We start from the raw sequence: 25,206 nt of genomic DNA, 5'->3' as shown, positions 1-25,206 counted from the left end.
GCCACCTCCTTTTGAAACAAGACACAGTTTGGGATGACTGTGGGGCAATTATAATGCTTTATCCAAAAGCTCACTAGCATTTTTCCTGGACAAGGCGGCTTTTTTTATGGCATCTTCTATGCGGTCATAAGTAATTATTACATCTATGCCGGCCTGTTCCAGTCTTTGCTGGGGTGCTTCGCCTATTCGCAGAGAAATAACGGCAGCACAGTCTTTGATTGTTAATATGATTTTATCTATTTTGTCTGTTTTATCATCACAGGCCTGTTTGCCCATGCAATATCTTTCGACATTGCGTTTTTCCAAAAATCGTACAGTACTGCCATCACTTTCATATATATAAAACTCTTCTGCCTGACCAAAGTGGCAGTCAATGAGCATACCGCTTTTAGTAGCGGCAGCAAAACGATATGTGTTGATGGGAGCTATTGATTTTGTGGCTTTATCTGTACATTTTCTATATTCTATGGATATATCATTCCCCAAGGTGCCAATTGCGTCAGCACGGCATTGCTTGCAGTGGTACATCTGTTTCATATAGATACCGCATTTTTTTCTCATTTCCATTATTTCTTTATTGGAAACGAGCGGCATATCTTGGAAAGTACTGTCTTTTACAGGGATAAGCTGCATGATATTGGTTATTTCACAGCCGAGTTCTTCTGCTTTTTTAACCACGGCTTCAATGTGGTCATCGTTGATGCCCTTCAGCATGACGATATTCACTTTGCACATTATGCCGTGTCTGGTAAGATAGCGCAAACCGTTCAGCTGGTTGCCAAGCAATATGCCCGCAGCACTTTCGCCGGTATAACGTATCCCCATATAATCTATATGCTTATATATTTTGGCACCAATCCGCGGATCTATCGCATTGAGTGTGACAGTGACGTGTGTTACGCCTAAATCTATTAATTCTTGTGCATACTGTGGCAGCATCAGACCATTGGTGGAAAGGCAGAATGTCACTTCTGGGTCAGCTTCCCTGATAAGCTGGAGTGTTTTTTTCGTCTGCTCAAAATTTGCCAATGCATCGCCAGGACCAGCAATGCCTACAACTGTGAGATTGGGCACGCGTTCTTTAACGAGCATATATTTTTCGAAAGCTTCTTGTGGAGACAGTATTTCTGTCGTTACACCAGGTCTGCTTTCATTCGGGCAATCGTATTTTCGTACACAGTAATTGCACTGGATATTACATTTAGGGGCAACTGGCAGATGGATACGGGCATATTTTTTACTGCCACAGGTATAACAGGGATGGGTCAGTGTTTTTTTCCGCATGATCTGTTTTTGCTGGATATCGACAACGTTAGCAGTTGTTGCATTGGCAGATAGTTTATCATTTTTGACAAAATATTTATTGTAAAGTTCACTGCGGTAACTTTTTTCCAGTCTTGCCAAAAGTGTATTGGCAATATCATCGAGTAAGCGTAGAGAACCATCATAGCCCAGTACCCGGACACGCTGACCGCCCACTCTGTCATGGATGGGGAAACTACAACGCAGTAAAGGAACAGACAGACGTTCTTCGATGCGGTGGCCGTCACCACTGCCAATCATGATATTTGCTTTGCAGTCGACTACGGCATTTTCGATAGCGGTAAAGTCGGCATCATCTATAATAGCGGTTTTTTCTACGAATTGTAGTTTGGCAGCTTTCTTTATCTGTGCTTCAAGATTTTCGGTAAAGTTGCGGCAAACCGAGCCTGTCGCGCATACAACCGGAATTACACCATTTTCACAGCAAAGACTGGTAATGCCTTTGACAAGGTCTGGTTCACCGAATATGGCAGCCCGGCCCATAGCATTGTATTTGTGTGAGTCCACCATGGCATCAAGGTAGCGTCCGCGTTCTTTACGCAGGCTTTCCGGGACTTTACCGCCCAATTCTTTTAATTTATTGATAAGGGCATCAACTGCCTTTATGCCGATCGGTAAATCAAGGCGACAGTATGGTACATTATATTTTTGTTTTAAATAAACGGCGGGTGAAAATTCATCAGTGTTAAAAGTAGATAACTCAATTGTATATTTGGCACCAGCCATTTTGCTTATTTCACTCAGCGGTGTGCCGCCTTTAGGCAGACGGTCGTATTTTTCTACATGTATTCCGTCTAAGTTGTCGGCTATATCAGGCAGCAGGATATAATCTATATCCATAGAAGCCAGTAAATTTTTGAGATAACGTGTATCGGCAGGTGATATCATGCCAGTAACGATGTTTATTTTATTATTTGGGGTGGTATCCATGTCGACATTTTCTACTACCGCTCTTATAGCGCGAAAGAAACCATCAAAATGTGTACCTGCATAACTTGGTGAAGAAATTGGTATGATTTTTGCCTTGCAATCAGGATGGGTTTCGTAAAATTTTTTGATAATAGCAGCAACATCTTCGCCGATTGTTTCAGCCAGGCATGTGGTTGATACACCAATAACTTCTGGATCGTATAAGCGGATGAGATTTTCAAGGCCTATTAATAAATTCTTTTCACCGCCGAAAACAGTACCTTCTTCTGTGAGTGAAGAAGAAGCTATATCTACAGGTTCGTTATAATGAGTTGCCATATGGCGCCTTATATATGTGCTGCAGCCTTGTGAACCATGCAATATCGACATACAACGGGCAATACCGTATAATGCCGTTACAGAACCGAGTGGGACACACATTTTACAGGGATTTATATTTAAGTTAACGGCATTTTCCATGACAGCATCTTCCTTTCTCTCCAAAACATATGCAACATATAATCTTTAGCTATATTGCTGTCATATATTCCCATACAGGACTATTTATACTCAGGTTTATTTCCTTGGTAAAATTTTCTACGCCTTCATAACCGCCCAGTGCGTGTTTTCTTTCATGATTGTGGTCACAAAAGGCAACGCCGAGCTTATAGGCAAGCGGTCTTTCTTTTACACCGCCCACTAATATGTCAGCTTTTTTTTGTTTTATGAAAAATTCAAGTTCTGCGGGATTGGCATCATCTAGGATAACGGTATCATCGTTGACGATGCTTTGAATGACTTCATATTCATCTTTTTTCCCTGTCTGGGTTCCCACTACTACGGTTTTTATGCCCATTTCATTGAACTGTCTGATCAAGGAAATAGCTTTGAAACCACCGCCAACATAAATGGCTGCTCTTTTTCCTTCGAGATTGGGTCTGTATTTTTCCATGAACTTTCGTAGCCGCGAACTTTCCCGCTGCGTAAATGCTTCTGCTTTTTCTACTACGGAAGCATCGCCCAGCATATGGGCAACACGCATGATGGAGGCGCTGGTGTCTTCTATGCCAAAGAAGCTAACTTTCATAAAAGGAATATCAAACTCTTCTTCCATCATCTTTGCCAGATACATTGATGAACCGGCGCATTGTACTATGTTAAGGGCGGCAGATGGAGCTTTTATGAGTGTTTCATAAGAAGCATCGCCAGTAATTGTGGATACGACTTCTATGCCAATTTTTTTAAAATAATTTTTTATGAGCCACATTTCTCCAGCTAAATTAAAATCACCGAGAATGTTTACGCCGTTATGCAATGCTTTTTCGGACAATTTATGTGGTCTGATGAGCTGCATCATTGCATTGCAGGCAAGCTTGTAGCCTTGTCTTTTGGTTCCTGAAAAACCGGCTGCTTTTACTGGAATGACGCGTATCTTATATTTTTCTTCAGCATTTTTGCAGACAGCTTCTACATCATCGCCAATTACACCGACAATACAGGTAGCGTAAACAAAAATCAATTTGGGAGAATATTTTGTGGCTATTTCGTCTATGGCTGCGGCTAGTTTTTTGGCACCGCCAAAGATAATATCTTCCTCACGCAGGTCAGTAGAAAAGCTATTGCGGTATATTTCACTGCCGCTTGATAAACTTCCCCTGATATCCCATGTATAGCTGGCACAGCCAATTGGACCGTGGACTATATGAAAGGCATCTGTTATCGGGTTTAAAACAACGCGGGCGCCGCAGTAGACACAGGCGCGTTGGCTAACAGAACCGGAAACACTGGCTTTATCACAATCTATTCCTTTACCGCTACAGCCAAGATTTTTGACCATTATCGATTTTTTCCGCACTTCTAAAATGCCGTCGCTCATAATCCACACATCCTTTTCTTTTCAAACCCAATTGCATATTATCTATGCAGATCATGGTGTTGACAAAATATTGACAAATAAAAACACAAAAGCTCCCCAATACAAGATTAATACTTCATTGTATTAGAGAGCCGTTATTTCTGTTTATTTTTATCCATTATACACAAGTTATTCTAAAAACACAATAGTAATTCTTTGAGAAACAGAAGTTTCCGCTCAAATGTCAAATTATTCGATTAAATAAAAACTTAATCGCCCTGCTGCCGCTATTATATAAATGGCAGGCAGCAGAGCGTTTTAAGGTATCTTTCCCCCAGTGAGGTAAAAGATATGGAGAGTTTTATAACAAAATTACATTATTACATTACTAATTCAAAATCTTTGTCTTCAGCATCGCGGTCTTGTCTGTCAAGCAATGCATTGCTAATGAGTTCCGCCAGACGCATAGCGCCTCTGTAACCGACAAGTGGCATATACGGATGTACATATCTGTCAAGAATAGGGAAACCTGCTCTTACAAATGGAACATCTTCAGCACGGGCAATGTATTTGCAATGTGTGCCGCCGATAAGAAGGTCGACAGGTTCATTTTTTATCAACTGATGCAGTTCAAATAAATCTGTGTTCGCTTTGGCGATGCAGTCTGTAACACCATATTTTAAAAGCAATTCTTTTGCTTTTTTGGTGAACTTTTCGTCCGGTGTGCCTGTTATCATGTATTTTGGTTTCATGCCGAGTTCGAGGCAGAAAGCAGCAAACCCGAGAACCGTGTCAGGATCACCGGCGATTGCTACGCGTTTATCGCCGTAATATGCATGTGAGTCAATCATTATATCAAGTAACTGGCCACGTTCTTCTTCAAGTTCCGTGGGTACTTCTCTTTTGCTCAGGTGAGAAAGAGCCATTACGTATTTGTCAGTTGCTTCCACGCCTATAGGCAGCGGCAGTGATGAAAAGTCAACATCACATTTCCGTTTCAATTCCATGGCAGGTGTAACACTGGTTATTTCACCGAGAGCCAGCACATGTTGTGCACCACCTAATTCACGGATTTCATCAACGGTCGTGCCGCCTTTCGGATACATTTCATAATGTCCGGTAAGAGCTGAGTTCATTGTACCGTCTGTATCAGGGAACATGGTATATTTTACGCCGATCATCTTGGCGATGCGTTTTAATTCATGCATGTCGCCTGGATTTACAAAACCGGGGAAAATACCAACTTTGCCTGTAGCAGGTGTATTCTTGTCACTGAGGTATTTGATGAAACCGGTCATCATGTTGGCAAAACCATTAATATGCGAGCCTACATAACTTGGCGTATTTGTATGGACAACGATTTTTCCTTCCGGTATTTCCATCTGCTGGATAAGGGTTTTAAGATCGTCGCCGATTGTTTCACTAAGGCAGGTCGTGTGTACGGCAATGATATCAGGATCATATATATCAAAAATATTTTTTACAGCCTTTTTCAAATTGCTGCCGCCGCCGAATACGCAGGCGCCTTCAGAAAATGAACTTGTAGTGGCTATAGCCGGTTCCTTAAAATGACGGGCAAGAAAAGTACGATGATATGAACAGCAGCCTTGTGAACCATGGCTGTGTGGCATACAACGGTGTACGCCAAGTGCTGCATACATTGCACCAACCGGCTGGCAGGTCTTCGCTGGGTTTACGCGTAAAGCCTTTCTGTGTACTAATTCTTTTGGTGTCATATCAAGCATAGTTTTCATCTCCCATCGTACCTTCTAATGTTGGCTGTGTCCGCCAAGGCGGTGTCAACATTTTCCATGCCGGTGCGTAAATGCTCAGATAAGTGTTTCTGGCAAAGACTATAGCACCTTTAAAGCCGGCATAAGGGCCGCTGTAATCATAAGAATGCAGCTGATTAGAAGGAAAGCCTTTTTTCTCTATCATATATTTATCTTTTATTCCCGAATAGAAAATATCCGGTTTGAAAATATCAAGAACTTTTTCAGTTTCATAATGGTTAAAATCATCTACAACTATGGTGCCATCGCCCATATCCTTGAACATGCCTTTGTAATATTCAAGTTCTACATTTTCTTTGCGTAATTCATCAAAACGTTCCTTATCAAGTGCTACATGGTAGAACTGTTCATCAGGATGGACGGTCAGTTGTTCAATGTTTTTACTGTCCGCGTCAAGCTTTATGTTTGGTATTACTTCGCGGCCTTCATAATCGTCGCGATGGGCAAATTCATATCCAGCGATAACGGTTTTCATACCAAAATCTTTTAAGACATTTTGGTAATGATGTGAACGGGACCCACCAACGAATACGCCAGCAGTTTTTCCTTCCAGTTTCTGGCGATAGAACTTTCTATCTTCGGCTATGTCTGCCAATTCTTCAGCGATTACTTCTTCAGTACGCTGTTTAATTTCTTCATTGCCAAAATAATCGGCTATTTCGCGCAGTGTACGGATTGTTTCATCAATGCCGACAAAGTTTACTTTGAGCCAATCAATGTTATATTTGGTTTTCATCATTTCGGCGATATAGTTGATAGAACGATGGCACTGGACGAGGTTAAGATCAGCTGTATGGGCATGGGTCAAGGCTTCATAAGAGCCGTCACCTGTAAATACGGCAACTATTTCGTAACCAATTTTTTTGAGGATACGTTCTTCTTCCCAACCGTCACCACCGATATTATATTCACCGAGGATATTAATACGCAGTCCTCTTTCGGGAATTTTATCTTTGGCGGAACCGATAACGCGCCGCATAAGTCCGTTGTTAGCTATATGATGGCCCGCAGACTGGCTGACGCCCTTATAACCTTCGCAGCTATAAGCAACACAAGTTATGCCGTATAGTTTTTCTGATTCAGTAGCCACAGCGTTGATATCATCACCGATAAGACCGATAGGACATGTCGAGCAGATCATAACTGCCTTAGGATGAAATATTTCAACAGCTTCCCGAATAGCTTGACGTAATTTTTTCATACCGCCGAAAACAATATCTGTTTCCTGCATATCTGTCGAAAAACAATATTGGACGAAATTGCGTCCATCCGGTGAATCCGCTTTATTTCTTCTCGTGCCCCATGTATAATAACCGCAGCCAATAGGTCCATGGGTTATTACTACGGTATCACGCAATGGTCCGAGCACAACGCCTTTACAACCTGCGTAGCAGCAGCCTCTGTTTATCATCATTCCCGGTACAGAACGGCTGTTGGCGGCTATCTCTTTAGGCACGCCAGCTTCATCCAGCTCAACGATATGATCTTTTCTATTTTTAAAAACGCGGCCGGAGTATTTATCTAAAATCACTTCGCGTGCATCCATTTTAATCCTCTCCTAATTGTTGCATTTCTACTTCTTGGTATTGTCCTGTGCGGATGTTGTATCCACCATTGACGGGCATAACAAAGATTTTCCCGTCACCAGGTTGCCCTGTTTGATTAACTTCAATTATCGTTTTTACAGCTAGTTCTACCTGTTCATCGTCAAGAATAAGAGAAAATGATCTGCGCGGTACAAGTCTTGTACCTTCAGAAAGATGGGTACCAAGGGCATTAGCCGGCACTTCCCCTTCATTTTCTACTATTACGTTTATAGCTTCAGTAGCCAGCGGTTTTTTACCTCTGCCTACTGCTTTAGAGACGGTAAAAGAAGGATAACCAGCTTCGGCCAGAGCCGCTTTGGTAGCATTTATTTTATTCATCCGCAAAAAAGCCATTATTTCTTTCATATAAAAGTCTCCTTAAAGACCGGGTTTACCGGAACTTATCGTATAGGCTTCTTCGACTGCTGTAATAAAAATACGACCATCACCAAAATTGCCGTTTTCACCACTACGTGCATTTTTCATGATTATTCTTACAATATCTTCTTTGTTAGAGGCTTCAGCAATAATTATCAGCAGTTCCTTCGGTAATTCGTCGTAATGGACTTCGCCAACGACGATCCCTTTTTGCCTGCCGCGTCCGTATACTTCTTCTTTGGTAACACCAACGTAACCAGCGTCCAAAAGCTCTGATAGTACAGCAGCCGATTTTTCCGGACGCACTATAGCGCGAATCATTAATAAGTCGCTCATTTGCAGCACTCCTGTATTGTAGTAAAAAACTTTTATTTCAGAAAGGGCTAAAGCTCTCCCTGAAATAAAAATTTTGTTATGTTATTTATTCTTAGTGTATATTCAAATATTAATATATTAAAATTAAGCTTCCATTAAGCCATGTTCCATGAGCAGTTGTTCCAGACGATCCTGTGAAAGTGGTTTAGGAATGACAAACATATCATTGTCATCTATTTTATGGGCAAGGCTGCGGTATTCTTCAGCTTGACCACATTTAGGATCAAATTCGATGACGGTCTGGCGATTTATTTCAGCACGCTGTACCATGTTGTCACGCGGTACAAAATAGATCATTTGCGTACCGAGTTCTTTAGCTACGGATTCAACCAGTTCAGCTTCACCGTCAACTTTACGGCTGTTGCAAATCAAGCCGCCAAGACGTACACCGCCTGTTTCAGCATATTTCTTTATGCCTTTAGAAATATTGTTCGCAGCATAAAGTGCCATCATTTCGCCCGAACATACAATATATATTTCTTTAGCTTTACCTTCACGGATAGGCATCGCAAATCCGCCGCAAACAACATCGCCTAATACATCATAGAAAACATAATCAAGATCTTCTTCATAGGCACCGAGCTGTTCTAACAGATTTATTGAAGTTATTATGCCACGTCCAGCACAACCAACACCTGGTTCTGGACCGCCAGATTCAACACATTTGATTCCTTCAAAACCTTTTCTCAAAACCATATCAAGTTCTACATCGTCGCCTTCTTCACGCAATGTATCGAGTACAGTCTGTTGAGCCAGGCCGTTTAAAATCAATCGAGTCGAATCTGCCTTAGGATCGCAGCCAACTATCATAATTTTCTTGCCCATTTCTCCCAAACCAGCATTGAGATTCTGCGTGGTAGTTGATTTCCCGATTCCGCCTTTACCATAAATAGCAACCTGTCTCATAATAAAACCCTCCAATGTAAATAAAGTATCCCACAGTATCAACAGTAAGCTCACCCATGGTAATTATCTCGGAAAAACAAAATCCCGCTGTAGGTTTATTCATACCTCAGCGGGACATCTTTGTCCATCCATAAGCAATATAAATGAAACTTATCTATATACTACTTATAATATCTTTGTAATTTTGTTAAGCGTTTCTGTTGATGTTGTAACTATAAATCATTGCTTTTATATTGTCAATAGGGATAAATCATATAAATTATCGGAGAACTTTCAGATAATTCCATTTTTAATAAGCACGAGCAGACTTAATTTAATTGCAAAGCCATTTGGGTTAATTTTTTAACAGCCGGCATATAATTTATTCATTTTCTTTTGCTCTCTGTTTAGAAAAAAATTCTCTTAAATTTTTATTTTTTTTGTGCATCATTTGAGAAAACTTTCTGGTATGCAGTATTATAAGGCAATAATTATATTTTTTTATTAAAATTTTTTTTAATGAAGAAAAAAATATTCTTGCAAAAGATTCTTTAAGAAAATACATTTTAAACACTTTTTTAAGTAATTACATTAAATACATAGTTTTATCATTAAAGGGCCAAAATACGCTCTATTGACATTTGTGGCCGTCATCAGTACATTAGTGTTATAACAAAGGCACAAGGAGTGTTCTCTATGGACAAAAAAATAGCCGTCACTTGTGACAAAAATAATCACCTTACTGATTTTGCCGGACTCTCTCATATAATTATTTTTGAACACGATGACACTGAATGGAAAATTCGCAAAAGATTTCCCTTTGATTTTTCTAATGTAAAGACGACGCAGGAAATTCGTGACTACACCCGCAATCTTATTTTGAAACTTGATGATTGCAAAATAATTGCTTCAATGTCTATTAACGGGCTTATCTATAATGTTTTTGATCGGATGAGATTTGCCATTTTTGAAATAGACAGTCTTGATGATAGTATGCTCGATAAAATCATTGCAGACATCCATCATAACTTTCATGAAATGAACAACAATGTACCTACGGTTACTACACCTGTGGAAACAACTAGCGGCATCTATTATTTAGACCTCATAAAGCTGCAAAACGCGCATCCGGATATTTCTTCCAAAAAAGCATTGCGGTCTTTTATCGACAATAAACCGTTTGTTAGGCTCGATCTGGTTTGTTCACATATTCCGGCATGGTTAAAATCGCCTGAATATGATAAAAAATTGGATATAGCAACACGGCGTAGTGGATCATCTCTACTGGTATCTATAGGTAAAAAATGCCTTGAATGATATGGGAATTTATCGTAAGGAGGATTATATATGGACATAACGACAAAATATGGCACACTTTATGACTGCTATAATATTGCCAACCATGAAAATGGTCAGATCGCTGAATGTATTTGCCAGAAGGAAAGTCCGCTCAATATAAATGGGACAATCCTATATCCTTATTACGGAGAAAACGAGCGCCGTAAGCTGTCACCTTCTATAAAGTTTTATGACGATGGCAGCGTAAAATCAATTTATCTGGAAAAACAAACAATGATTGATTCGCCGTGGGGCAGTCTTCCGGCAGAGTTGATTACTTTTTACCAAAATGGTAGTTTGTGCCGTCTTTTTCCCTTGAACGGGAAAATAAGCGGTTATTGGACTGAAACAAGCGAAATAAAACTGTTGGCTAAGATGCCATTTACTTTTTTTGGTGGGGAGTTTACTGCCCGGCCGATGTGCTTTCATTTCTATGAGAGTGGCAACCTCAAGAGCCTTACCTTGCAATCCAGCGAGCGTGTGTCTTTAAATACGCCGGTAGGCAAGTTGAAAATCAAGTGCGGTTTTTCCCTTTATGAGGATGGCAGCATATACTCTACGGAGCCGGCAGCAGCTCAATATGTATCTACACCTATCGGTATGGTACATGCCTTTTCCCCTGACAGCGTAGATGTAAGCGCAGACAGTGGTTCGCTTACTTTTACGAAGGATGGTGCAGTGTCTTCATTAGAAACTATTTCTTCTATTGGGGCCGTGGATAAGCAGGGACATGATCTTAAAATAGTGCCGTTAAAAACGATGCATCCGCTCAATGAAGAAGCAGTGCTTATCCATCCTCTCAAACTTGAATTTACGGGGGAAAAAGTAACTATAACCCGTAGTGAGCAGGAAAAGTATAATTTCCCCTTGGCTGCAACCAGTTTCACAATAGAATGATAGTTCGCTTAAAAGTATTTTACGGCAGCAACGCAGATGCATAAATTAAGTAATAGTACAGTATAGTCACTGGTGTGAAGCTTTGTGGAAGACATAAAGGTTCTTTTTCCTTTATCGGCAAAGCCGCGTAGAGATAGGCTTATGGCCATATTTTCACTGCGGGAGATAGCTTTAAAAACCATTGGCTTGAGTATCATCATATAGTCTACAATGCGGCGCACAGGATTTTTGGATGGGTGAAATCCCCTGCAAGCTTGGGCTTGGCGGACTTCTTTACTTTCCTTGAGCAAGTCAGGCACAAAGCGTAGTACCGCAGTTATCATAAACGCATAGTCATACGGCAGACGGCATTGCTTTACAAGCGATGCCGTTATTGTTTGTGTGGGTGTAGTGGCAACAAGAATGAGTAGTGATACGGCCATTATAAACATTTTATAAGCCGAACCGAGGGACAAAAATAAAGGTGTTGAAAAAATGAGCTGGATAAAGGCAAGGATGACAGCAAATATAACCAATGCGCCGATACCTTTCCAAAGTGTCTTGCCGCCCCCCATTATGACAGCGCAGATGAGTTCCAGGATGATGAGGATGCCTAATGCATACAGGTCAGTTGTGCAAAGGGAAGCTACTGATACCGTCAGTGCCATGAGTAATTTTGTCAGAGCGGCAAACCCTGTCATATCGTTATTTGCTGTCATTAGACTTCCTCCGTTCCGCTAATTTTTTATACAATTCCCGGGGTGTCAGGCAAAGCCCTAAACCTATTTCGTTGCTGATACGTGCAGCTTCAGGCAGTTCCAAACCAAAGGCGGTGGTTTTTTCTGTGTCAGCGAACAATCCCCGCGGTGTTCCATTAAAGGCGATTTTTTTATCAGCCAGGACAACTACTCTATCTGCATGTTCCGCTAAAATATCCATATCGTGTGTGACTAATATAATACCGATTCCCTCTTTGTTTAATTTACGCATGAGGCGCAGTAAAACAGTCCGTTCCCTACAATCCTGCCCTGAGGTTGGTTCATCAAGAATGAGTAGCTTAGGCGCAGCAGCGAGTGAGGAAGCTATGGATAAGCGTTGTTTATCACCGAGTGATAAGGTCTGCGGCATGAAATTTTGTTTAGTGCTTAAGCCTGTATCAGCCAATGCCTGGCTGACATTTTTTTTAATCTGCTCAGCATTCATACCCAGTTTAGATGGCGCATAAGCAGTTTCCTCATATACGGTGGAAGCAAATAATTGATGGTCGGGATTTTGGAATACATAACCTATATATTTTGCCAATGTATATGAAGGCATATCACTGATTATTTTTCCATCAAGCTCGACAGTGCCGGCTTTTGCCTTAACTAGTCCCATAATCAGGCGTGTTAGGGTGGTTTTACCGGTGCCATTTCGGCCGGCTATTGCTGTTATCAGAGAGGTATCTATTTGGAGGTCTATATTGTCAAAAATCTTTTCTCTGCCTGCATACGAGAAAGAAATATTTTTTAAATTCAGCATATGTTTTTCTCCATTTCCCAGCGTATTTTCCAACGGAGCGGAATCACTTCCGGATATACTTTATTTTCGTACATGTATTTAAAGCATTCATCCATTTCGCCGGCAAATTTTAGATAAGCTTTATCAATGACGGCCATTTGCGCTTTCATGTCAAGTACATATTTTAAATCATGTTCGGCAACGATGATGGTCTTGCCATATTCCTTGTTGAGTTTATACAGCAGACTGTATATTTCTTTTGCACCTTCAGGGTCGACGGCAGCTACGGGTTCATCAAGTACTAGCACCGGTGTATCCATTGCCAGGACAGCCGCGATCACAAGGCGTTGTTTTTGGCCACCGGATAGGGATGCCACTTTTCGCTTGCCCATATTTTCCAAGCCTGTCTTTTTTAGGACGTCGTTGCGTTTTTTGATTATGTCCTGCGGTGCCATCCCTGTATTTTCGAGCGAGAAAGCTATTTCATCATCAACAGTTTCTGTAACAAGCTGGGCTTCATAATCGGCCATTACCACACCAATTTTTCTGTTCAACAAGGCTGGGTTTTCTTTTAGGACATCAAACTCACCAATATGTATAGAAGAATTTTCAAAACCACCAAAATAAGATGGTCTGACGCCGGCCATGGACAGCAATAATGTCGTTTTACCGCTGCCATTGACACCGGTAATGATAAAAAAACTGCCTTTTGGTACAGTGAGATTGATGTCGTGCAGAATAAATGGTTTTTTATTTAAAGTGTTATCATCATTAAATATTTTTGCCGCCGGGAAATACAACAGCTGACCAGCTATACTGCCAAGCGCTGCCACCAGCAGAACGGCCGGCATCATAGCATATAAATAGAGCGGCATAGGCAGTGATAATATAACTTTAGTGAGTGTGACGAAAACACCACCGCTGATGAAGGTTGTTATAAATATTACCAGCACAGGCTCTAAGCGTACACGTCCAATCTTTATATCAAGAAAATGTGTGCCCGCTAGTAATGCACAAACGAAAGCGGCTGCTGGATCACTTATTAGATTTGCATAAGGTAGTGCTGCTTTTGAGGTCATAGTAGCAATAATGCCTGAAACCAGGCCTATACCAAATCCCTGGCGTAGGGAAGGCCTGCATAATAATATGGCGGTTGAATACATGACTATGTTCCAATTAAGAGATATACCACCTACATTTGGTGATATTATACGCAGGATGACACCTATGGCCAAAAGCAGGGTAGTTATAGTTATCCAGCGAAGGTCGCTTCCTTTGTAGTGTTTGTCTTTTACCATTTGACCATCCCTTTATTTAAAATTCGACACTTTTTCAGGCAGAAATATGCTGCCTTTTATAAAAGTAAGATTTCTTATATTATCAACAAGATATATTTTAACATGATAATTTATTAAATCAAACATTTTATTTAAAATAAGAAAAACCGACTGCCATAAAAATAGGACGTTATGTCCTATTTCAGGAAGCCGGTCTTTTGAAAGCGCTATATATATTCTTTGTAACGGACTTGTTTATGTATTTGCCTGAAATTACATATTACATTGTTTCCTTATGTAAATAAAATGGATGGAGAGGTGAAGACGCAGGCAGTATTATTAATTAAAATCAAATGCTACCTTAGCCGCTGTATCGGCATAATTATCCGAGTGCAGGACTATTTTTAAAGCAGAATTTTGGCCAGACGGATAAAGAAACACTGCTTTATTAAGAGGTACGGTAAATTCCATATCGCCGCCTGCAGGAATACTTACATCGCGGTGATATTCTACAGCTGCGGCCAAATGTTTAGTTATTGTATTAGGCGGATCATTTACCCCTGATAAATCAATATTATATGGAATTACTTTTATTACTGGATTTTTGATATCGCTATCAGTATTGTTTTTTATTGAAAGTACGATCTTGGCATTGTCAGGGAAGAAGAGTCGGTTTTTTCCGCTTGCTGCACCAGCACTAGCAAAATCAGCTGCTTTTCCCATGTGCACTATTGTAACGCCTGCATTTTCTTCTTGTGGTTTATTGGGAAAGGCAACAGCAAGAGAAAGTTTACCCTTAGCCATGGCTGATGCTCCATTGTCGGTCTGTGCGCCGTCTGCTGAAACGGCACCATTCAGGCCTTTTTCGAGCTGCAAGTCAGCCGCTGCCGCCTCGGCTTCTTTTTGTTCATTTTCGAATGCCCGTTGTGCCAGCATTTGCTGCAATGGATTATAAAAATGATTTGTGAGCCATATACCGCCCAAAATTATAATATACGATGCTGCACATAAAGCTGCAATTTTTATAAGGGAGATAGAACCGGCATTTTTTACAGCTTTTTGCAGTTGTTTCCCATCACGGTAACGTTCATCAGGAACGCTTGAAAGACAATGTTCCAATACCTTTGCATACTTGCCTTTGTAGTCAGCGCCAAGAAGGCTCTGCATAGTCATTCCCAGAGAATAGACATCACTGCGAAAATCGGTCTTGCCCATGACAGCCTGTTCTGGCGGTGCAAAGCCGACCATTCCTTTATACAAAGGCACATCATCATAAGTTTTCCCTTCAGCCGCGTGGTCAAAGCCGATAAATTTTACCTGACCGGCCATGAACATTATGTTTTGGGGACTGATATTACGGTGCATAATACCGTTTTCATGTAAGGTTTTTAGCCCTCCAGACAGCTGCGTAAAGACCATTTTTGCCAATTCATCGCTGATAGGTTCTAGTTCCCGCTGCTTTATCCATTCATTGAGAGTTATACCTGTCAAATACTCTTCAATAACGGTGGTTACACCAAAGGCCGTATTTTCTTTTGCGTAGATGACCTGTGGTAGTGCCGGATCCGCAAAAGAAGCTAGTTTTTCGTAGGGAAGGCCTGTAGCGTATACATGTTTTAAAATGAAAAAATCGCCCGTATCTTTCGAGGCTACTAACAATGTGTTACCATCGCTATTGTTTTTTAGTTCTTCAATAATTTTATAGTTGCTTTCAATAGGCTCACCAGTAAATCCCGTCGGTGTGTGGCTGTTTTCAGTCTGCGGCATATCATTGCCAATTTGTTCCTGTTCCATGTGATTAAACCCTGCTTCTTATGTTTTTATGAAGATTTTCGGCTAAACCGAAATATAAAGAAAGCAATCGCCACTATTGTGCATTTTTTCTTCATTATTTTATATAATTTGACATCTTCTAAGACAATCCCTGTTTATAAAAAAATTTTCTTAAGAGATATTTGGAAATAGCGTAACTATTATATTAAAAAGAATGAGAGCTATATAAATTGACTTATGGGTAATAATATTTCTGTATTGATTATTAAAACTACTTTTTATAGACAATTTTTGCAATATGAATTATTAGATAAAAATATTCATCTGAATTTATTGGATAATAATACTTTTGTTCTATGAATTCAGCTATCTTTTTTGCACAAACAGTAGCTTTAGGATACTTTTTTTCTATTAACATTACTAATTCTTGATCGATACCATTGATGCTATTTTGTTTTTGAAATATTTTTTTAGCGAAGAATTTCAAATGCGTTATAAAACGATAATATTGTATGGATTCCGTATCGAACTCAATATGACAACTATAACGTACAATATTTGTGATTTCTTCTATTAATTGCAGAATATGAACGGCCATCGGATGGTTTTCTTCCATTTGTGCATCTATAATGTGTAAAGCAATAAAACCTGCTTCATCTTCTGGCATATTGATCATAAATTTTTTGTTTATTTCTTGTATGGCGTCTTTACCTATGTTAAATTCATTTGTATAAAAACGTGCGATTTCCCAAATCATCATATTGTGGATGACATGACCGTTTTGCACTCTTTGCACTGCCATATGGATATGGTCAGTTAGGGAAATATAAATTTTTTCGTTAAGTTTTTTACCCAATGTTTTTTCTGCTAAGGTAATGATCTTATTTGAAATTTCCATATATTCTATTGATAAATCGGCTAATAATACCTTAAACTTTTCCAGGATTTCATGATTAGAGAGAGTATATATTTTGTCTATACGCGAGTTTTCAATATTTTCACCTGGCCTTTTTTTAAAAGCAATTCCGCATCCCATGACAACGACTTCCTGTCCTGCTGCATTGTTGCTGAGAACAACATTATTATTTAATATTTTTTTAATCAGCACCTTGTTTTCTCCTTTATTCGCACTTCCTATAAATTACATAGATACAAAAAAGGCGATAAAAACAAGAAGGGTTTCTTGCTTTTTTCGCCTTATAGATTATTTGTTGCTTCATTTTAATTCCTCCAAAAGTATTATTTTGAAGGTTTGGCCAACTAAATGTCACCACCCGCTTAATAGAGTTATGATAACATATATTGTAAGCAGTGTAAAGATTAAAAAAATTCTCTAATTTATAAATAATATTATAATATATAGATGCCCATAATAATAAAAACGAAAGACCTCGTATTCCAGGTTATATAGATATAGCTTAGGAGTACGAGGTTATTTATTAAGTAATGGTAAATTATTTTTTGTTCATAAGTATCATAGCGATTTCATCGCAGTTTGGGAATTTGGGACAATCAATACATTCTTTCCATATCTTTTGCGGCAGCTTATCTTTGGTGACTTCTCTAAAGCCCAGTGAAGAAAAGAACTCAGGCTGATAAGTCAAGGTGAAAAAGGTCTCAATGCCAAGCTTTCTGCCATCCGCGATAAGGCGTAAAACTATTTCAGAACCTATATGTTTTCGCGTGGCACTTTTTGCTACGGCAAGTGTCCTTATTTCAGCTATGGCGTCCCAGACGACATGCAGGCCGCCTACTCCTACTATATGACCGTCTTCTTCGGCAACAATCATATCACGGATAGTTTCGTACAACTGGTTGCGGGAGCGCGCCAGCATAAGTCCGTCCTGTGCATAGTCATAAACTAAGCGGTGGATAGATTCAACGTCAGGTAATATAGCATTACGGTAAATAATAGGAATCACTCTTTCCTTGTCTAAGCAGAAGGGATTATGACGCATCCGTGAGTAAGGCAGACGGACATAAATCGTTGAGCGGGCATTCTGCGCATAGCGGTTGGCGTGCCTTACAGATTTTTCTGCCGTGCCATATAAGCCAATGATGTGCTTCAGACCATTTTTCCTTGGGAATAGCTTTTTGCAGCTTACTTTCCACTTCATCGGGAGTAGTGCCTACAGCCAGCTTTAACCGGTTTGATACGCGAAATACATGGGTATCAACAGCAATCGCTGGTCTGCCGAATGCTATGCTGGAAACAACGTTGGCGGTTTTTCTGCCAACACCAGGCAATGATAGTAAGGCATCATAATCATTGGGAACTTGGCCGTTGTATTTTTCACAGAGTATATGACATGTCTTGTAGATGTTTTTTGCTTTATTACGAAATAGTCCGCAATCGCGAATTTCTTCTTCCAGTCCGGCAAGACCGAGCTGTAGAATTTTATCAGGTGTTGCCGCTTTTTTAAATAAGCGTTGTGTGGTTACGTTAACACGCACATCGGTACATTGCGCTGATAAGATTACAGCCACTAATAATTCGAAAGGATTGGAAAAGTTTAAAGCTGATTTTGCACCGTGATAAGTTTTTTCCAAACGGGACAGCATCTCTGCTTTTATTTTTTGCGTAATCCGCATATGATATCATTCCTGCTTATCTTTTTTTGTATGATGTGGGTTTTTACTGACGACTTCTACTGCTTGCACTACTATTTTTATTATATCGGTATAATGTTCCTGTTTGTAAATATCTAATCTGGTATACGCGTCACCAATATTAGTGTTAACATAGCGAGCTGGTAAATGATTCAAGGACCAAGTCACAATATCGTTAATGCATTGATCACATGTGCAGATGTCGGGATAAGATTTAATGACCTGTTTGACCAAATCAATTACGAAATCCTCCATGCAATTCTTTACTTGTATTGCCATTTCAGCGTTCACCTCACAGATTTTTAATACACATTTTGATTATAGCACAAAGATTTTAAAAATAAAATGATTTGTAGGCGTGGTTTGTTAAAAAAGCACCTAGAGTGTAATTGATCACTTTAGGTGCTGGTATGAAGACTAATATTTCGTGCTGTTTAGCAGTTATTGTTCTTCTTCAAATTGATCTTTACCTACGCCGCATACTGGGCAGACAAAATCATCCGGTAAATCAGCAAAAGGAACGCCCGGTGCTAAATCGTAATCAGGATCTCCCTTTTCTTCATCATAAATCCAGCCACAAACAGAACAAACCCATTTTTTCATAATAAATCCTCCCCAATAATATATTTCTCTGACTTCCTATATTTTATTATATTGATATTAATTTTGCAATGATTGGTTGATATAAAGATAAATAGATACAAAAAAACCGAAATCAAAAGATTTCAGCTTATATTCGGTATGGTGCGGTCGATGGGACTTGAACCCATATGACTTGTGATCACTACCCCCTCAAAGTAGCGCGTCTGCCAATTCCGCCACGACCGCATTGTGAAAGTAAAGATAAAAAGGGCATAAGGCAATGGTGCGGCCGAGTGGATTTGAACCACCATGGAGTTTCCCCCACTAGCTCCTGAAGCTAGCGCGTCTGCCGTTTCGCCACGGCCGCATGTAAAAAAAAAGATGGTGCCGAGGACCGGAATCGAACCGGTACGGATATTTCTATCCGCGGGATTTTAAGTCCCGTGCGTCTGCCAGTTCCGCCACCCCGGCGAATATCTTTATTATGGAGCGGGTGATGGGAATCGAACCCACGTAACTAGCTTGGAAGGCTAACGCTCTACCATTGAGCTACACCCGCATATAAAAACAGATACCAAAGCCTTGTGTAATTAAAAAAATAAAAAAGAAAAGATGGTGCCTCAGAGCGGAATCGAACCACTGACACGGGGATTTTCAGTCCCCTGCTCTACCGACTGAGCTACCGAGGCATCACATATATATCTACATCAAACTTTTGGCTTGATGGGGATAACAAAATGGCGACCCGAAGGGGAGTTGAACCCCTGACCTCCGCCGTGACAGGGCGGCATTCTAACCAACTAAACTACCGGGCCATTTATTTTGGTGGGCGATAACAGGATCGAACTGCTGACATCTTGCTTGTAAGGCAAGCGCTCTCCCAGCTGAGCTAATCGCCCATAAAATGGTGACGCCTATGGGATTCGGACCCATGAACCCGCCGTGAAAGGGCGGTGTCTTAACCGCTTGACGAAGGCGCCATTACACTGTATACTTGCCTCAGAAAATCAACTTTAGTCGATTTATGTGGATACGAGGTCAGCATCAGCAACGGGTATTATAATACCATATAGAGTATGATATTGCAATACCTTTTTGGAAAAAAGTTATTTAATTAAATTGCCCAATGATGTTTTTATGGGCAGGAGGCAGACTAGACCATGAGGAAAAATATCTCTAATGTATGTGTGCTAATGCTATTTTTATTCATGTTTTGGGGAGGAACGGCAGCGGCAGAAGAGAATTTAAGTGCACAGGAAACGAACGTTCCCGTTAAATTAGCAGTCATGCCAATCATTGGTAGTTTTAAAGGGTATCCAGATAGTGGCAATTATATTTATAAAAGACTTGGTGAGTCGGTGCATGTACCATTAAATGGTGTTTTACAACGGATTGAATATATTGATATGGATAAAACTTCGGCAACGGTGGGAAAGATGATGAACGCAGGCATTGACGTGACAAGTAAGGAAGGTTTGGCACAGTTGGCCGCAGAAGAGGATGCCGATATTTTGATTGGCGTTAAGATAGATTTTATGAGACAAGATGTAGTATATCTTTTTGATGATGGCCCTTATTTGATGAGCCATGTTGGCCTAAAACTTTTTGTTTATGATCGTAGGACTGACAAATATACTAGTTATAGTGGGCAAAGATTTTATAATGACACTTATTCATTACAGGGAACGGCAAATGCGTTGACACAAGAAGTAATGGATCGGTTGTTGGATAAAGCAAATTTGAAACAGTATGTGCAATAAAAAGAGCTGTAGCAGATGATAACGCGGGAATATGTTAGAGAGCGCATTCATCATTGCTACAGCTTTTTTCTTATTCTGTCGGTTTATTTTTCATATGCGGGAATAAAATGACGTCACGGATTGAAGGGCTGTCTGTGAGCAGCATTACCAAACGGTCAATGCCAATTCCCAGCCCGCCTGTAGGAGGCAGACCATATTCGAGAGCCGTGATGAAGTCTTCATCCATCATATGGGCTTCATCATCGCCATGTTCGCGCTGTTTTTGTTGGTCAATAAAACGTTGTTTTTGGTCAATTGGATCGTTCAATTCGGAAAATCCATTGGCGAGTTCGCGCCCATAGATAAATAATTCAAAGCGGTCAACAAAATCAGGGTTTTCTTTATTGCGTTTGGAAAGAGGTGATACAGCAGTCGGGTATTGAATGACAAAAGTAGGCTGCATAAGTGTTTCTTCAACTTTTTCGTCAAAGATCTGATACATTATTTCACCGATACCATGATGCTGTTCGTAAGGAACTTTTAATTCATCAGCGAGTGAACGTGCTTCTTCAATAGTAGTAACTGTTGAAAAATCTTTGCCCGTAGCTTCTTTGACTGCGTCAATCATCGTGATGCGGCGGATACTGCCCATGTCTATATTGACGCCTTGATATGTAATGGTAGTTGTACCAAGTACTTCTTTTGTAACCTGCGCCAGTAATGCTTCAGTCATGTCCATTACTTCATTATAATCAGCAAAAGCCTGATATGTTTCAACGGTTGTAAATTCAGGGTTATGGCGGTTATCGACACCTTCATTCCTGAATATGCGGCCGATTTCGTAGACTCGTTCGAGTCCGCCGACAACAAGACGTTTCAGATATAATTCGGTTGCGATACGAAGATACATGTCCATATCTAAGGCATTATGGTGCGTAATGAAAGGGCGGGCGTTAGCGCCGCCGGCAATTGGACTCATAACAGGTGTTTCTACTTCAAGGAAGTGTCTGTTGTCGAGAAAGCGACGTACTGCCTGAATGATTTTTGTGCGGCGGATAAACGTGGTTTTTACATCGGGATTTACGATAAGGTCAAGGTAACGTTGGCGATAACGTGTTTCAATGTCTTTTAGACCGTGAAATTTTTCTGGCAGTGGACGGAGTGATTTGGCTTCTATAGTGAAAGAAGTCACTCTTACTGTAATTTCGCCACGATGCGTTTTGAAGACAATGCCTTCCAGACCAATGATGTCACCAATATCGAGCAGCTTGAAATTAGCGTATTGTTCTTCGCCGATAATGTCGAGTTTGAAATATATTTGAATTGTGCCTGTAATATCAGCAAGTACAGCAAAGCTGGCTTTGCCATGTCCGCGGATAGCGGTAAGACGGCCGGCAATGCGTACACTCTTTTCTGAGAGTGCTTCAAAATTGTCTAGAATATCCTGTGCATGATGTGTAATGGAATAATTGCGGCCGAAGGGTTCTATGCCCTTGTCGGCGAACGCCTGCATTTTGTCGCGGCGCACTTTTATGAGTTCATTTAGGTCCTGCTGAGTTTCTGGTGTATGCTGTTTAGCCAATTTATATCCTCCAGTTTATTTTACTTCAACTATCTTATATTTTAGTACGCCGGCGGGCACGTTAACATCAACGATATCCCCTATTTTGTGGCCGAGAATAGCTGCACCGACAGGTGATTCATTAGAAATTTTACCTTCCATGACATCTGCTTCAGCGGACCCTACAATGGTGTAGGATTCATTTTCTCCATATTCAAGGTCGCAAATGACCACTTTATTGCCAAGGTGGATAATTCCGCTGCCATCACCCTGCGTTTTATGGATAACATCGCTTTCACGGAGTACTTTTTCTAAACGGAGAATTTCTCCTTCTATAAAGGCCTGTTCATTTTTGGCATCGTCGTATTCAGAGTTTTCGCTGATATCGCCAAAATCGATAGCTTGTTTGATACGTTGAGCTACTTCTATACGCCTAACGCTTTTTAAATTCTCAAGCTGTTGCTCAATCTTTTTTAAACCTTCTTCAGTTAAGATGCTGCGCTTTTCTGCCATAATTATGCTCTCCCTTATGAATAAATCTTATCCGGTTTCCGGATTACGAGATGTTATCAAATAGCAATAAGATAAGGAGTGTCAAGCTGCCTTGACACTCCTTCTAATTATATGTTGTTTTTATATGTTTGTCAATTTCAACGCTTTACCCGGATAACTATGCCAAGACTATAAAAGTTTAATAGCACGTAGGGCATTATATATTCCATCTGCATCGTTCGACGATGTTATCTGTGCGGCAGCAGTTTTTACTTTTAGCGGGGCATTTCCCATAGCAATGCCCATACCGACGGTGGAGAGCATATCAAGGTCATTGTAATTGTCACCGAAGGCAATCGCTTGGGAGGCAGGGATATTGTAAAGTTCCATAAATTTTTTGACGGCATGTGCTTTGGAGACGGATTTGTCAATTATTTCCAATAAAGTTGGTGATGAACGAATTATATTGAAGTCTGGATAACATGGTGTGAGGACATCTTCCATTTGCTGGCAAATTGCCGGTGGACACATGCAGAGCAGCTTATGCGGCAGCTTCCCTGAGTTGAGAAGTACTTGGAAGGAAGCCTCAAGCGGTGTGACACCGGTAATGGCTGCTTCTTCTTTGACAAGACGGTCAGACAGGTCTTCCACATACCAGTCATCAGCACAATAATAATTGATAACTATTTGCGGCCATTGGGTACGAATGTCTTTAAGGATAGACAGGCAGTTTTGCTCGGCAGGCTTTTGACTGAAGAGTTGTTCATTTTCAGCGGAAAGGATTAAAGCTCCATTGTAGCTGATAATTGGTGCTTTGACTGCCAGCTCTTTTAAAATGGGAACAATGGCCTTGGGCATACGCGCTGAAATCGGCACAAACAGAATGTTTTTTTCTCTGAGACGGTGGATGGCTTTTAACGTAGAAGGGAGCAGTTCATGTTGTGAGTTCAGTAAAGTTCCGTCAATATCAGAAAAAACTATTTTGAACAGCATAATGGCATCTCCTTTGTGTAGTATATCAATTTTGCAAAAGGTCATTTATTTGTTTCTGTACCTTATTTAAGGCGTTGTTGAAAGGAAGTGTTCCATCAATAATTTTTTTTATTTCACTGTCAGCCATGAGCATAGCCAATGAATATTTTTTAAATTTGGGAGGTGAGACGGCTGTTTGCATGACGTCACTTATTATGGAAAGATTCATTTTTTCTTCTCCCGGAGCATCTTGGAGGAGAGCCTGCTTAGCTTCATTCGATTCTACGGCGGCTTTTATCACGGGAACTCCTTGCGACAGACTGGGAAGGAGTTTTTGTGTTTCGCTGCTATAGCAAAGTTCCTTGAGAAATTCCCATGTAATCCTTTTGTGTTTGCTGCGGCTGCTCATGCCTATCAATAAGGTATCCAGCTCCGAAGTATTCCTGCCGGAAGGCCCGGAAGGCATCTCAATACAGTCCCATTCGAAAGAAGAATATTTTTTGATGCGCCAAGGATATGGTTTATAAGTGCGGTATTCGGCAAAGGTAAATGGCCTGAAAGCTACTTTTCCCATATCAAAATCCTTAGCTGTGACCGTGTATCCCAGGTTGGTCTTTTTTAACTCGATCATAAATTTCAGGGTGTCATTCATTTTGTTGTCGGCAAAATAAGAGAATTTACCATCGTTGCGAAATAATTGTAAACCATTGCTGGCGGCAGCCTGCTGCCAGGTATAATCGTAATAGCCGAATTGGTCTGGCGTACCATCACCGTCAGTATCTTTGGTGACACGGCGGCAAATGTCGAGGAAATCCTGCCATGTCCAGTTGTCTTTGGGGATGGGAATATTTTCTTTTGCCAGTAAGGTCTTATTCACGAACATTAATGTGGGCATACTTTCAAAAGGCAGGGCGTATTGTTTACGTCTGTATTTACCATAATCGAGCGCAGCCTGATAATAGGCAGAAGTGTCGAAGGAAGAATCATTTTCTGCCATGCTGTCAAGATTTTGCAAAATCCCCATGCTGCTATATAGGTTGAAGTCGTCAGCCAGTACCATGAAAAGGTCGGGTTCGTCGCCATTAAGAATTCTTTCGGCAAGCCATTCGGCATAATCCTGCTTCCTTATACCGCTGACATATGTTATTTTTACACCGGGATGGCTGTTTTCAAAATTTTTTATTGCTGTGTCTATTACAGCATATGATTCACCGGACGGGACGTTCCAATTACTGCCGGCAAATAGTCCCAGCCGTATAGTTGTTTCCTCTGGCTTGGGTGTATGTATATTATAAAAAAAGACCGCGGAGATGATGCAGATAGTGATAATGAATAAAAGCCATTTTAAATTATGTCGCTGTATGTTGAAAACCATTTTTACC

23 protein-coding genes and 8 tRNA genes are annotated in these 25,206 nt (G+C 40.5%); 3 read left to right on the top strand and 28 right to left on the bottom strand.

All coding sequences use genetic code 11. The features are described 5' to 3' along the window. Positions 1–48: 48 nt before the first annotated feature. The 7 genes from nifB to nifH form a co-directional block, all read right to left on the bottom strand. Positions 49–2,712, bottom strand: coding sequence for a nitrogenase cofactor biosynthesis protein NifB (gene nifB / locus EDC37_RS08365; RefSeq protein ID WP_132550270.1), 2,664 nt, complete (start codon positions 2,710–2,712; stop codon positions 49–51). A gap of 49 nt (positions 2,713–2,761) precedes the next feature. Then, on the bottom strand, positions 2,762–4,108 hold the full coding sequence (gene nifE / locus EDC37_RS08360) for a nitrogenase iron-molybdenum cofactor biosynthesis protein NifE (RefSeq protein ID WP_132550267.1): 1,347 nt from the start codon (positions 4,106–4,108) through the stop codon (positions 2,762–2,764). Between the two features lie 359 nt (positions 4,109–4,467). Beyond that, a complete protein-coding gene (locus EDC37_RS08355) occupies positions 4,468–5,832 on the bottom strand; it encodes a nitrogenase component 1 (protein WP_132550264.1) in 1,365 nt (454 codons plus the stop codon). After that, positions 5,825–7,426, bottom strand: coding sequence for a nitrogenase component I subunit alpha (locus EDC37_RS08350; RefSeq protein WP_132550261.1), 1,602 nt, complete (start codon positions 7,424–7,426; stop codon positions 5,825–5,827). The genes EDC37_RS08355 and EDC37_RS08350 overlap by 8 nt, the downstream gene beginning before the upstream one ends. A gap of 1 nt (position 7,427) precedes the next feature. Beyond that, positions 7,428–7,832: a P-II family nitrogen regulator gene (locus EDC37_RS08345; RefSeq protein ID WP_132550258.1), complete on the bottom strand. Its 405-nt coding sequence runs from the start codon at positions 7,830–7,832 to the stop codon at positions 7,428–7,430. Between the two features lie 12 nt (positions 7,833–7,844). Next, on the bottom strand, positions 7,845–8,180 hold the full coding sequence (locus EDC37_RS08340) for a P-II family nitrogen regulator (protein ID WP_132550255.1): 336 nt from the start codon (positions 8,178–8,180) through the stop codon (positions 7,845–7,847). Between the two features lie 123 nt (positions 8,181–8,303). Next, positions 8,304–9,125 (bottom strand): nitrogenase iron protein, encoded by an 822-nt coding sequence (nifH, locus tag EDC37_RS08335; RefSeq protein WP_132550252.1) that lies wholly within the window; start codon positions 9,123–9,125, stop codon positions 8,304–8,306. A 675-nt stretch (positions 9,126–9,800) separates the two neighbouring features. Between nifH and EDC37_RS08330 the strand changes: the two genes are divergently transcribed. Together EDC37_RS08330 and EDC37_RS08325 are read left to right on the top strand one after the other, a co-directional pair. Continuing rightward, positions 9,801–10,421 (top strand): Fe-only nitrogenase accessory AnfO family protein, encoded by a 621-nt coding sequence (locus EDC37_RS08330; RefSeq protein ID WP_132550249.1) that lies wholly within the window; start codon positions 9,801–9,803, stop codon positions 10,419–10,421. 30 nt (positions 10,422–10,451) lie between these two features. Beyond that, entirely contained in the window at positions 10,452–11,339 is an 888-nt protein-coding gene (locus EDC37_RS08325; protein WP_132550246.1) for a hypothetical protein, read from the top strand. Between the two features lie 8 nt (positions 11,340–11,347). Here EDC37_RS08325 and EDC37_RS08320 read toward each other — a convergent pair whose 3' ends face one another. The 17 genes from EDC37_RS08320 to EDC37_RS08240 all read right to left on the bottom strand — a co-directional run bounded on the left by EDC37_RS08320 (position 11,348) and on the right by EDC37_RS08240 (position 20,040). Beyond that, the gene (locus EDC37_RS08320; RefSeq protein WP_231040142.1) at positions 11,348–12,037 is read right to left on the bottom strand and encodes an energy-coupling factor transporter transmembrane component T family protein; all 690 of its coding nucleotides are present in this window, start codon (positions 12,035–12,037) and stop codon (positions 11,348–11,350) included. Next, positions 12,024–12,839 (bottom strand): energy-coupling factor ABC transporter ATP-binding protein, encoded by an 816-nt coding sequence (locus EDC37_RS08315; RefSeq protein ID WP_132550243.1) that lies wholly within the window; start codon positions 12,837–12,839, stop codon positions 12,024–12,026. Before EDC37_RS08315 ends, EDC37_RS08320 begins: the two co-directional genes overlap by 14 nt. Further along, positions 12,833–14,116, bottom strand: a complete 1,284-nt coding sequence (locus EDC37_RS08310; RefSeq protein WP_132550240.1) for an ABC transporter ATP-binding protein — start codon at positions 14,114–14,116, stop codon at positions 12,833–12,835. The genes EDC37_RS08315 and EDC37_RS08310 overlap by 7 nt, the downstream gene beginning before the upstream one ends. Before the next feature lie 318 nt (positions 14,117–14,434). Beyond that, positions 14,435–15,889 (bottom strand): protein kinase domain-containing protein, encoded by a 1,455-nt coding sequence (locus EDC37_RS08305; RefSeq protein WP_132550237.1) that lies wholly within the window; start codon positions 15,887–15,889, stop codon positions 14,435–14,437. A 250-nt stretch (positions 15,890–16,139) separates the two neighbouring features. Beyond that, positions 16,140–16,976, bottom strand: coding sequence for a BglG family transcription antiterminator LicT (gene licT / locus EDC37_RS08300; RefSeq protein WP_132550234.1), 837 nt, complete (start codon positions 16,974–16,976; stop codon positions 16,140–16,142). A 346-nt stretch (positions 16,977–17,322) separates the two neighbouring features. After that, on the bottom strand, positions 17,323–17,781 hold the full coding sequence (locus tag EDC37_RS08295; RefSeq protein ID WP_132550324.1) for an N-acetyltransferase: 459 nt from the start codon (positions 17,779–17,781) through the stop codon (positions 17,323–17,325). Between the two features lie 34 nt (positions 17,782–17,815). Next, positions 17,816–18,460, bottom strand: a complete 645-nt coding sequence (gene nth, locus EDC37_RS08290; RefSeq protein ID WP_132550231.1) for an endonuclease III — start codon at positions 18,458–18,460, stop codon at positions 17,816–17,818. A gap of 6 nt (positions 18,461–18,466) precedes the next feature. Further along, positions 18,467–18,757 carry a late competence development ComFB family protein gene (locus tag EDC37_RS08285; RefSeq protein ID WP_132550228.1) on the bottom strand — a complete coding sequence of 97 codons (291 nt, stop codon included), beginning with the start codon at positions 18,755–18,757 and terminating at the stop codon, positions 18,467–18,469. Between the two features lie 162 nt (positions 18,758–18,919). Beyond that, the gene (rd, locus tag EDC37_RS08280; RefSeq protein WP_132550225.1) at positions 18,920–19,081 is read right to left on the bottom strand and encodes a rubredoxin; all 162 of its coding nucleotides are present in this window, start codon (positions 19,079–19,081) and stop codon (positions 18,920–18,922) included. Between the two features lie 139 nt (positions 19,082–19,220). Further along, positions 19,221–19,306: transfer RNA gene (locus EDC37_RS08275), tRNA-Leu, on the bottom strand. Positions 19,307–19,341: 35 nt separating this feature from the next. Further along, a tRNA-Leu gene (locus tag EDC37_RS08270) sits at positions 19,342–19,427 on the bottom strand. A 15-nt stretch (positions 19,428–19,442) separates the two neighbouring features. Next, a tRNA-Leu gene (locus EDC37_RS08265) sits at positions 19,443–19,531 on the bottom strand. 14 nt (positions 19,532–19,545) lie between these two features. Then, positions 19,546–19,619, bottom strand: a tRNA-Gly gene (locus EDC37_RS08260). 54 nt (positions 19,620–19,673) lie between these two features. Next, positions 19,674–19,749: transfer RNA gene (locus tag EDC37_RS08255), tRNA-Phe, on the bottom strand. Between the two features lie 49 nt (positions 19,750–19,798). Next, positions 19,799–19,875, bottom strand: a tRNA-Asp gene (locus EDC37_RS08250). Between the two features lie 8 nt (positions 19,876–19,883). Next, a tRNA-Val gene (locus EDC37_RS08245) sits at positions 19,884–19,959 on the bottom strand. A 6-nt stretch (positions 19,960–19,965) separates the two neighbouring features. After that, positions 19,966–20,040, bottom strand: a tRNA-Glu gene (locus tag EDC37_RS08240). Between the two features lie 180 nt (positions 20,041–20,220). On the opposite strand from EDC37_RS08240, the gene EDC37_RS08235 reads away from it, so the two are divergent. Then, positions 20,221–20,820: a hypothetical protein gene (locus EDC37_RS08235; RefSeq protein ID WP_132550222.1), complete on the top strand. Its 600-nt coding sequence runs from the start codon at positions 20,221–20,223 to the stop codon at positions 20,818–20,820. Positions 20,821–20,890: 70 nt separating this feature from the next. Here EDC37_RS08235 and lysS read toward each other — a convergent pair whose 3' ends face one another. The 4 genes from lysS to EDC37_RS08215 form a co-directional block, all read right to left on the bottom strand. Continuing rightward, positions 20,891–22,381 carry a lysine--tRNA ligase gene (gene lysS / locus EDC37_RS08230; protein WP_132550219.1) on the bottom strand — a complete coding sequence of 497 codons (1,491 nt, stop codon included), beginning with the start codon at positions 22,379–22,381 and terminating at the stop codon, positions 20,891–20,893. Between the two features lie 15 nt (positions 22,382–22,396). Further along, positions 22,397–22,873, bottom strand: coding sequence for a transcription elongation factor GreA (greA, locus tag EDC37_RS08225; RefSeq protein WP_132550216.1), 477 nt, complete (start codon positions 22,871–22,873; stop codon positions 22,397–22,399). Between the two features lie 168 nt (positions 22,874–23,041). Continuing rightward, positions 23,042–23,845, bottom strand: a complete 804-nt coding sequence (locus tag EDC37_RS08220) for a Cof-type HAD-IIB family hydrolase (protein WP_165874488.1) — start codon at positions 23,843–23,845, stop codon at positions 23,042–23,044. A gap of 25 nt (positions 23,846–23,870) precedes the next feature. Continuing rightward, complete coding sequence (locus EDC37_RS08215) at positions 23,871–25,199, bottom strand: ABC transporter substrate-binding protein (RefSeq protein WP_132550210.1); 1,329 nt, start codon at positions 25,197–25,199, stop codon at positions 23,871–23,873. Positions 25,200–25,206 lie beyond the last annotated feature (7 nt).

The sequence above is a fragment of the Pectinatus cerevisiiphilus genome (assembly GCF_004341685.1).
Lineage (GTDB): Bacteria > Bacillota > Negativicutes > Selenomonadales > Selenomonadaceae > Pectinatus > Pectinatus cerevisiiphilus.
This window is presented reverse-complemented; position numbering and strand designations above follow the sequence as displayed.

What these genes read in the sequence shown, in the direction of transcription:
- EDC37_RS08305 (WP_132550237.1), bottom strand. Translation starts at nt 15,889, where the DNA reads ATGGAACAGGAACAAATTGGCAATGATATGCCGCAGACTGAAAACAGC.
- rd (WP_132550225.1), bottom strand. Translation starts at nt 19,081, where the DNA reads ATGAAAAAATGGGTTTGTTCTGTTTGTGGCTGGATTTATGATGAAGAA.
- EDC37_RS08315 (WP_132550243.1), bottom strand. Translation starts at nt 12,839, where the DNA reads ATGCTGAATTTAAAAAATATTTCTTTCTCGTATGCAGGCAGAGAAAAG.
- greA (WP_132550216.1), bottom strand. Translation starts at nt 22,873, where the DNA reads ATGGCAGAAAAGCGCAGCATCTTAACTGAAGAAGGTTTAAAAAAGATT.
- nifH (WP_132550252.1), bottom strand. Translation starts at nt 9,125, where the DNA reads ATGAGACAGGTTGCTATTTATGGTAAAGGCGGAATCGGGAAATCAACT.
- nifE (WP_132550267.1), bottom strand. Translation starts at nt 4,108, where the DNA reads ATGAGCGACGGCATTTTAGAAGTGCGGAAAAAATCGATAATGGTCAAA.
- EDC37_RS08215 (WP_132550210.1), bottom strand. Translation starts at nt 25,199, where the DNA reads ATGGTTTTCAACATACAGCGACATAATTTAAAATGGCTTTTATTCATT.
- EDC37_RS08235 (WP_132550222.1), top strand. Translation starts at nt 20,221, where the DNA reads ATGAGGAAAAATATCTCTAATGTATGTGTGCTAATGCTATTTTTATTC.
- EDC37_RS08220 (WP_165874488.1), bottom strand. Translation starts at nt 23,845, where the DNA reads ATGCTGTTCAAAATAGTTTTTTCTGATATTGACGGAACTTTACTGAAC.
- EDC37_RS08325 (WP_132550246.1), top strand. Translation starts at nt 10,452, where the DNA reads ATGGACATAACGACAAAATATGGCACACTTTATGACTGCTATAATATT.
- EDC37_RS08345 (WP_132550258.1), bottom strand. Translation starts at nt 7,832, where the DNA reads ATGAAAGAAATAATGGCTTTTTTGCGGATGAATAAAATAAATGCTACC.
- EDC37_RS08285 (WP_132550228.1), bottom strand. Translation starts at nt 18,757, where the DNA reads ATGGCAATACAAGTAAAGAATTGCATGGAGGATTTCGTAATTGATTTG.
- nth (WP_132550231.1), bottom strand. Translation starts at nt 18,460, where the DNA reads ATGCGGATTACGCAAAAAATAAAAGCAGAGATGCTGTCCCGTTTGGAA.
- EDC37_RS08350 (WP_132550261.1), bottom strand. Translation starts at nt 7,426, where the DNA reads ATGGATGCACGCGAAGTGATTTTAGATAAATACTCCGGCCGCGTTTTT.
- nifB (WP_132550270.1), bottom strand. Translation starts at nt 2,712, where the DNA reads ATGGAAAATGCCGTTAACTTAAATATAAATCCCTGTAAAATGTGTGTC.
- EDC37_RS08340 (WP_132550255.1), bottom strand. Translation starts at nt 8,180, where the DNA reads ATGAGCGACTTATTAATGATTCGCGCTATAGTGCGTCCGGAAAAATCG.
- EDC37_RS08355 (WP_132550264.1), bottom strand. Translation starts at nt 5,832, where the DNA reads ATGCTTGATATGACACCAAAAGAATTAGTACACAGAAAGGCTTTACGC.
- EDC37_RS08320 (WP_231040142.1), bottom strand. Translation starts at nt 12,037, where the DNA reads ATGACAGCAAATAACGATATGACAGGGTTTGCCGCTCTGACAAAATTA.
- EDC37_RS08310 (WP_132550240.1), bottom strand. Translation starts at nt 14,116, where the DNA reads ATGGTAAAAGACAAACACTACAAAGGAAGCGACCTTCGCTGGATAACT.
- EDC37_RS08330 (WP_132550249.1), top strand. Translation starts at nt 9,801, where the DNA reads ATGGACAAAAAAATAGCCGTCACTTGTGACAAAAATAATCACCTTACT.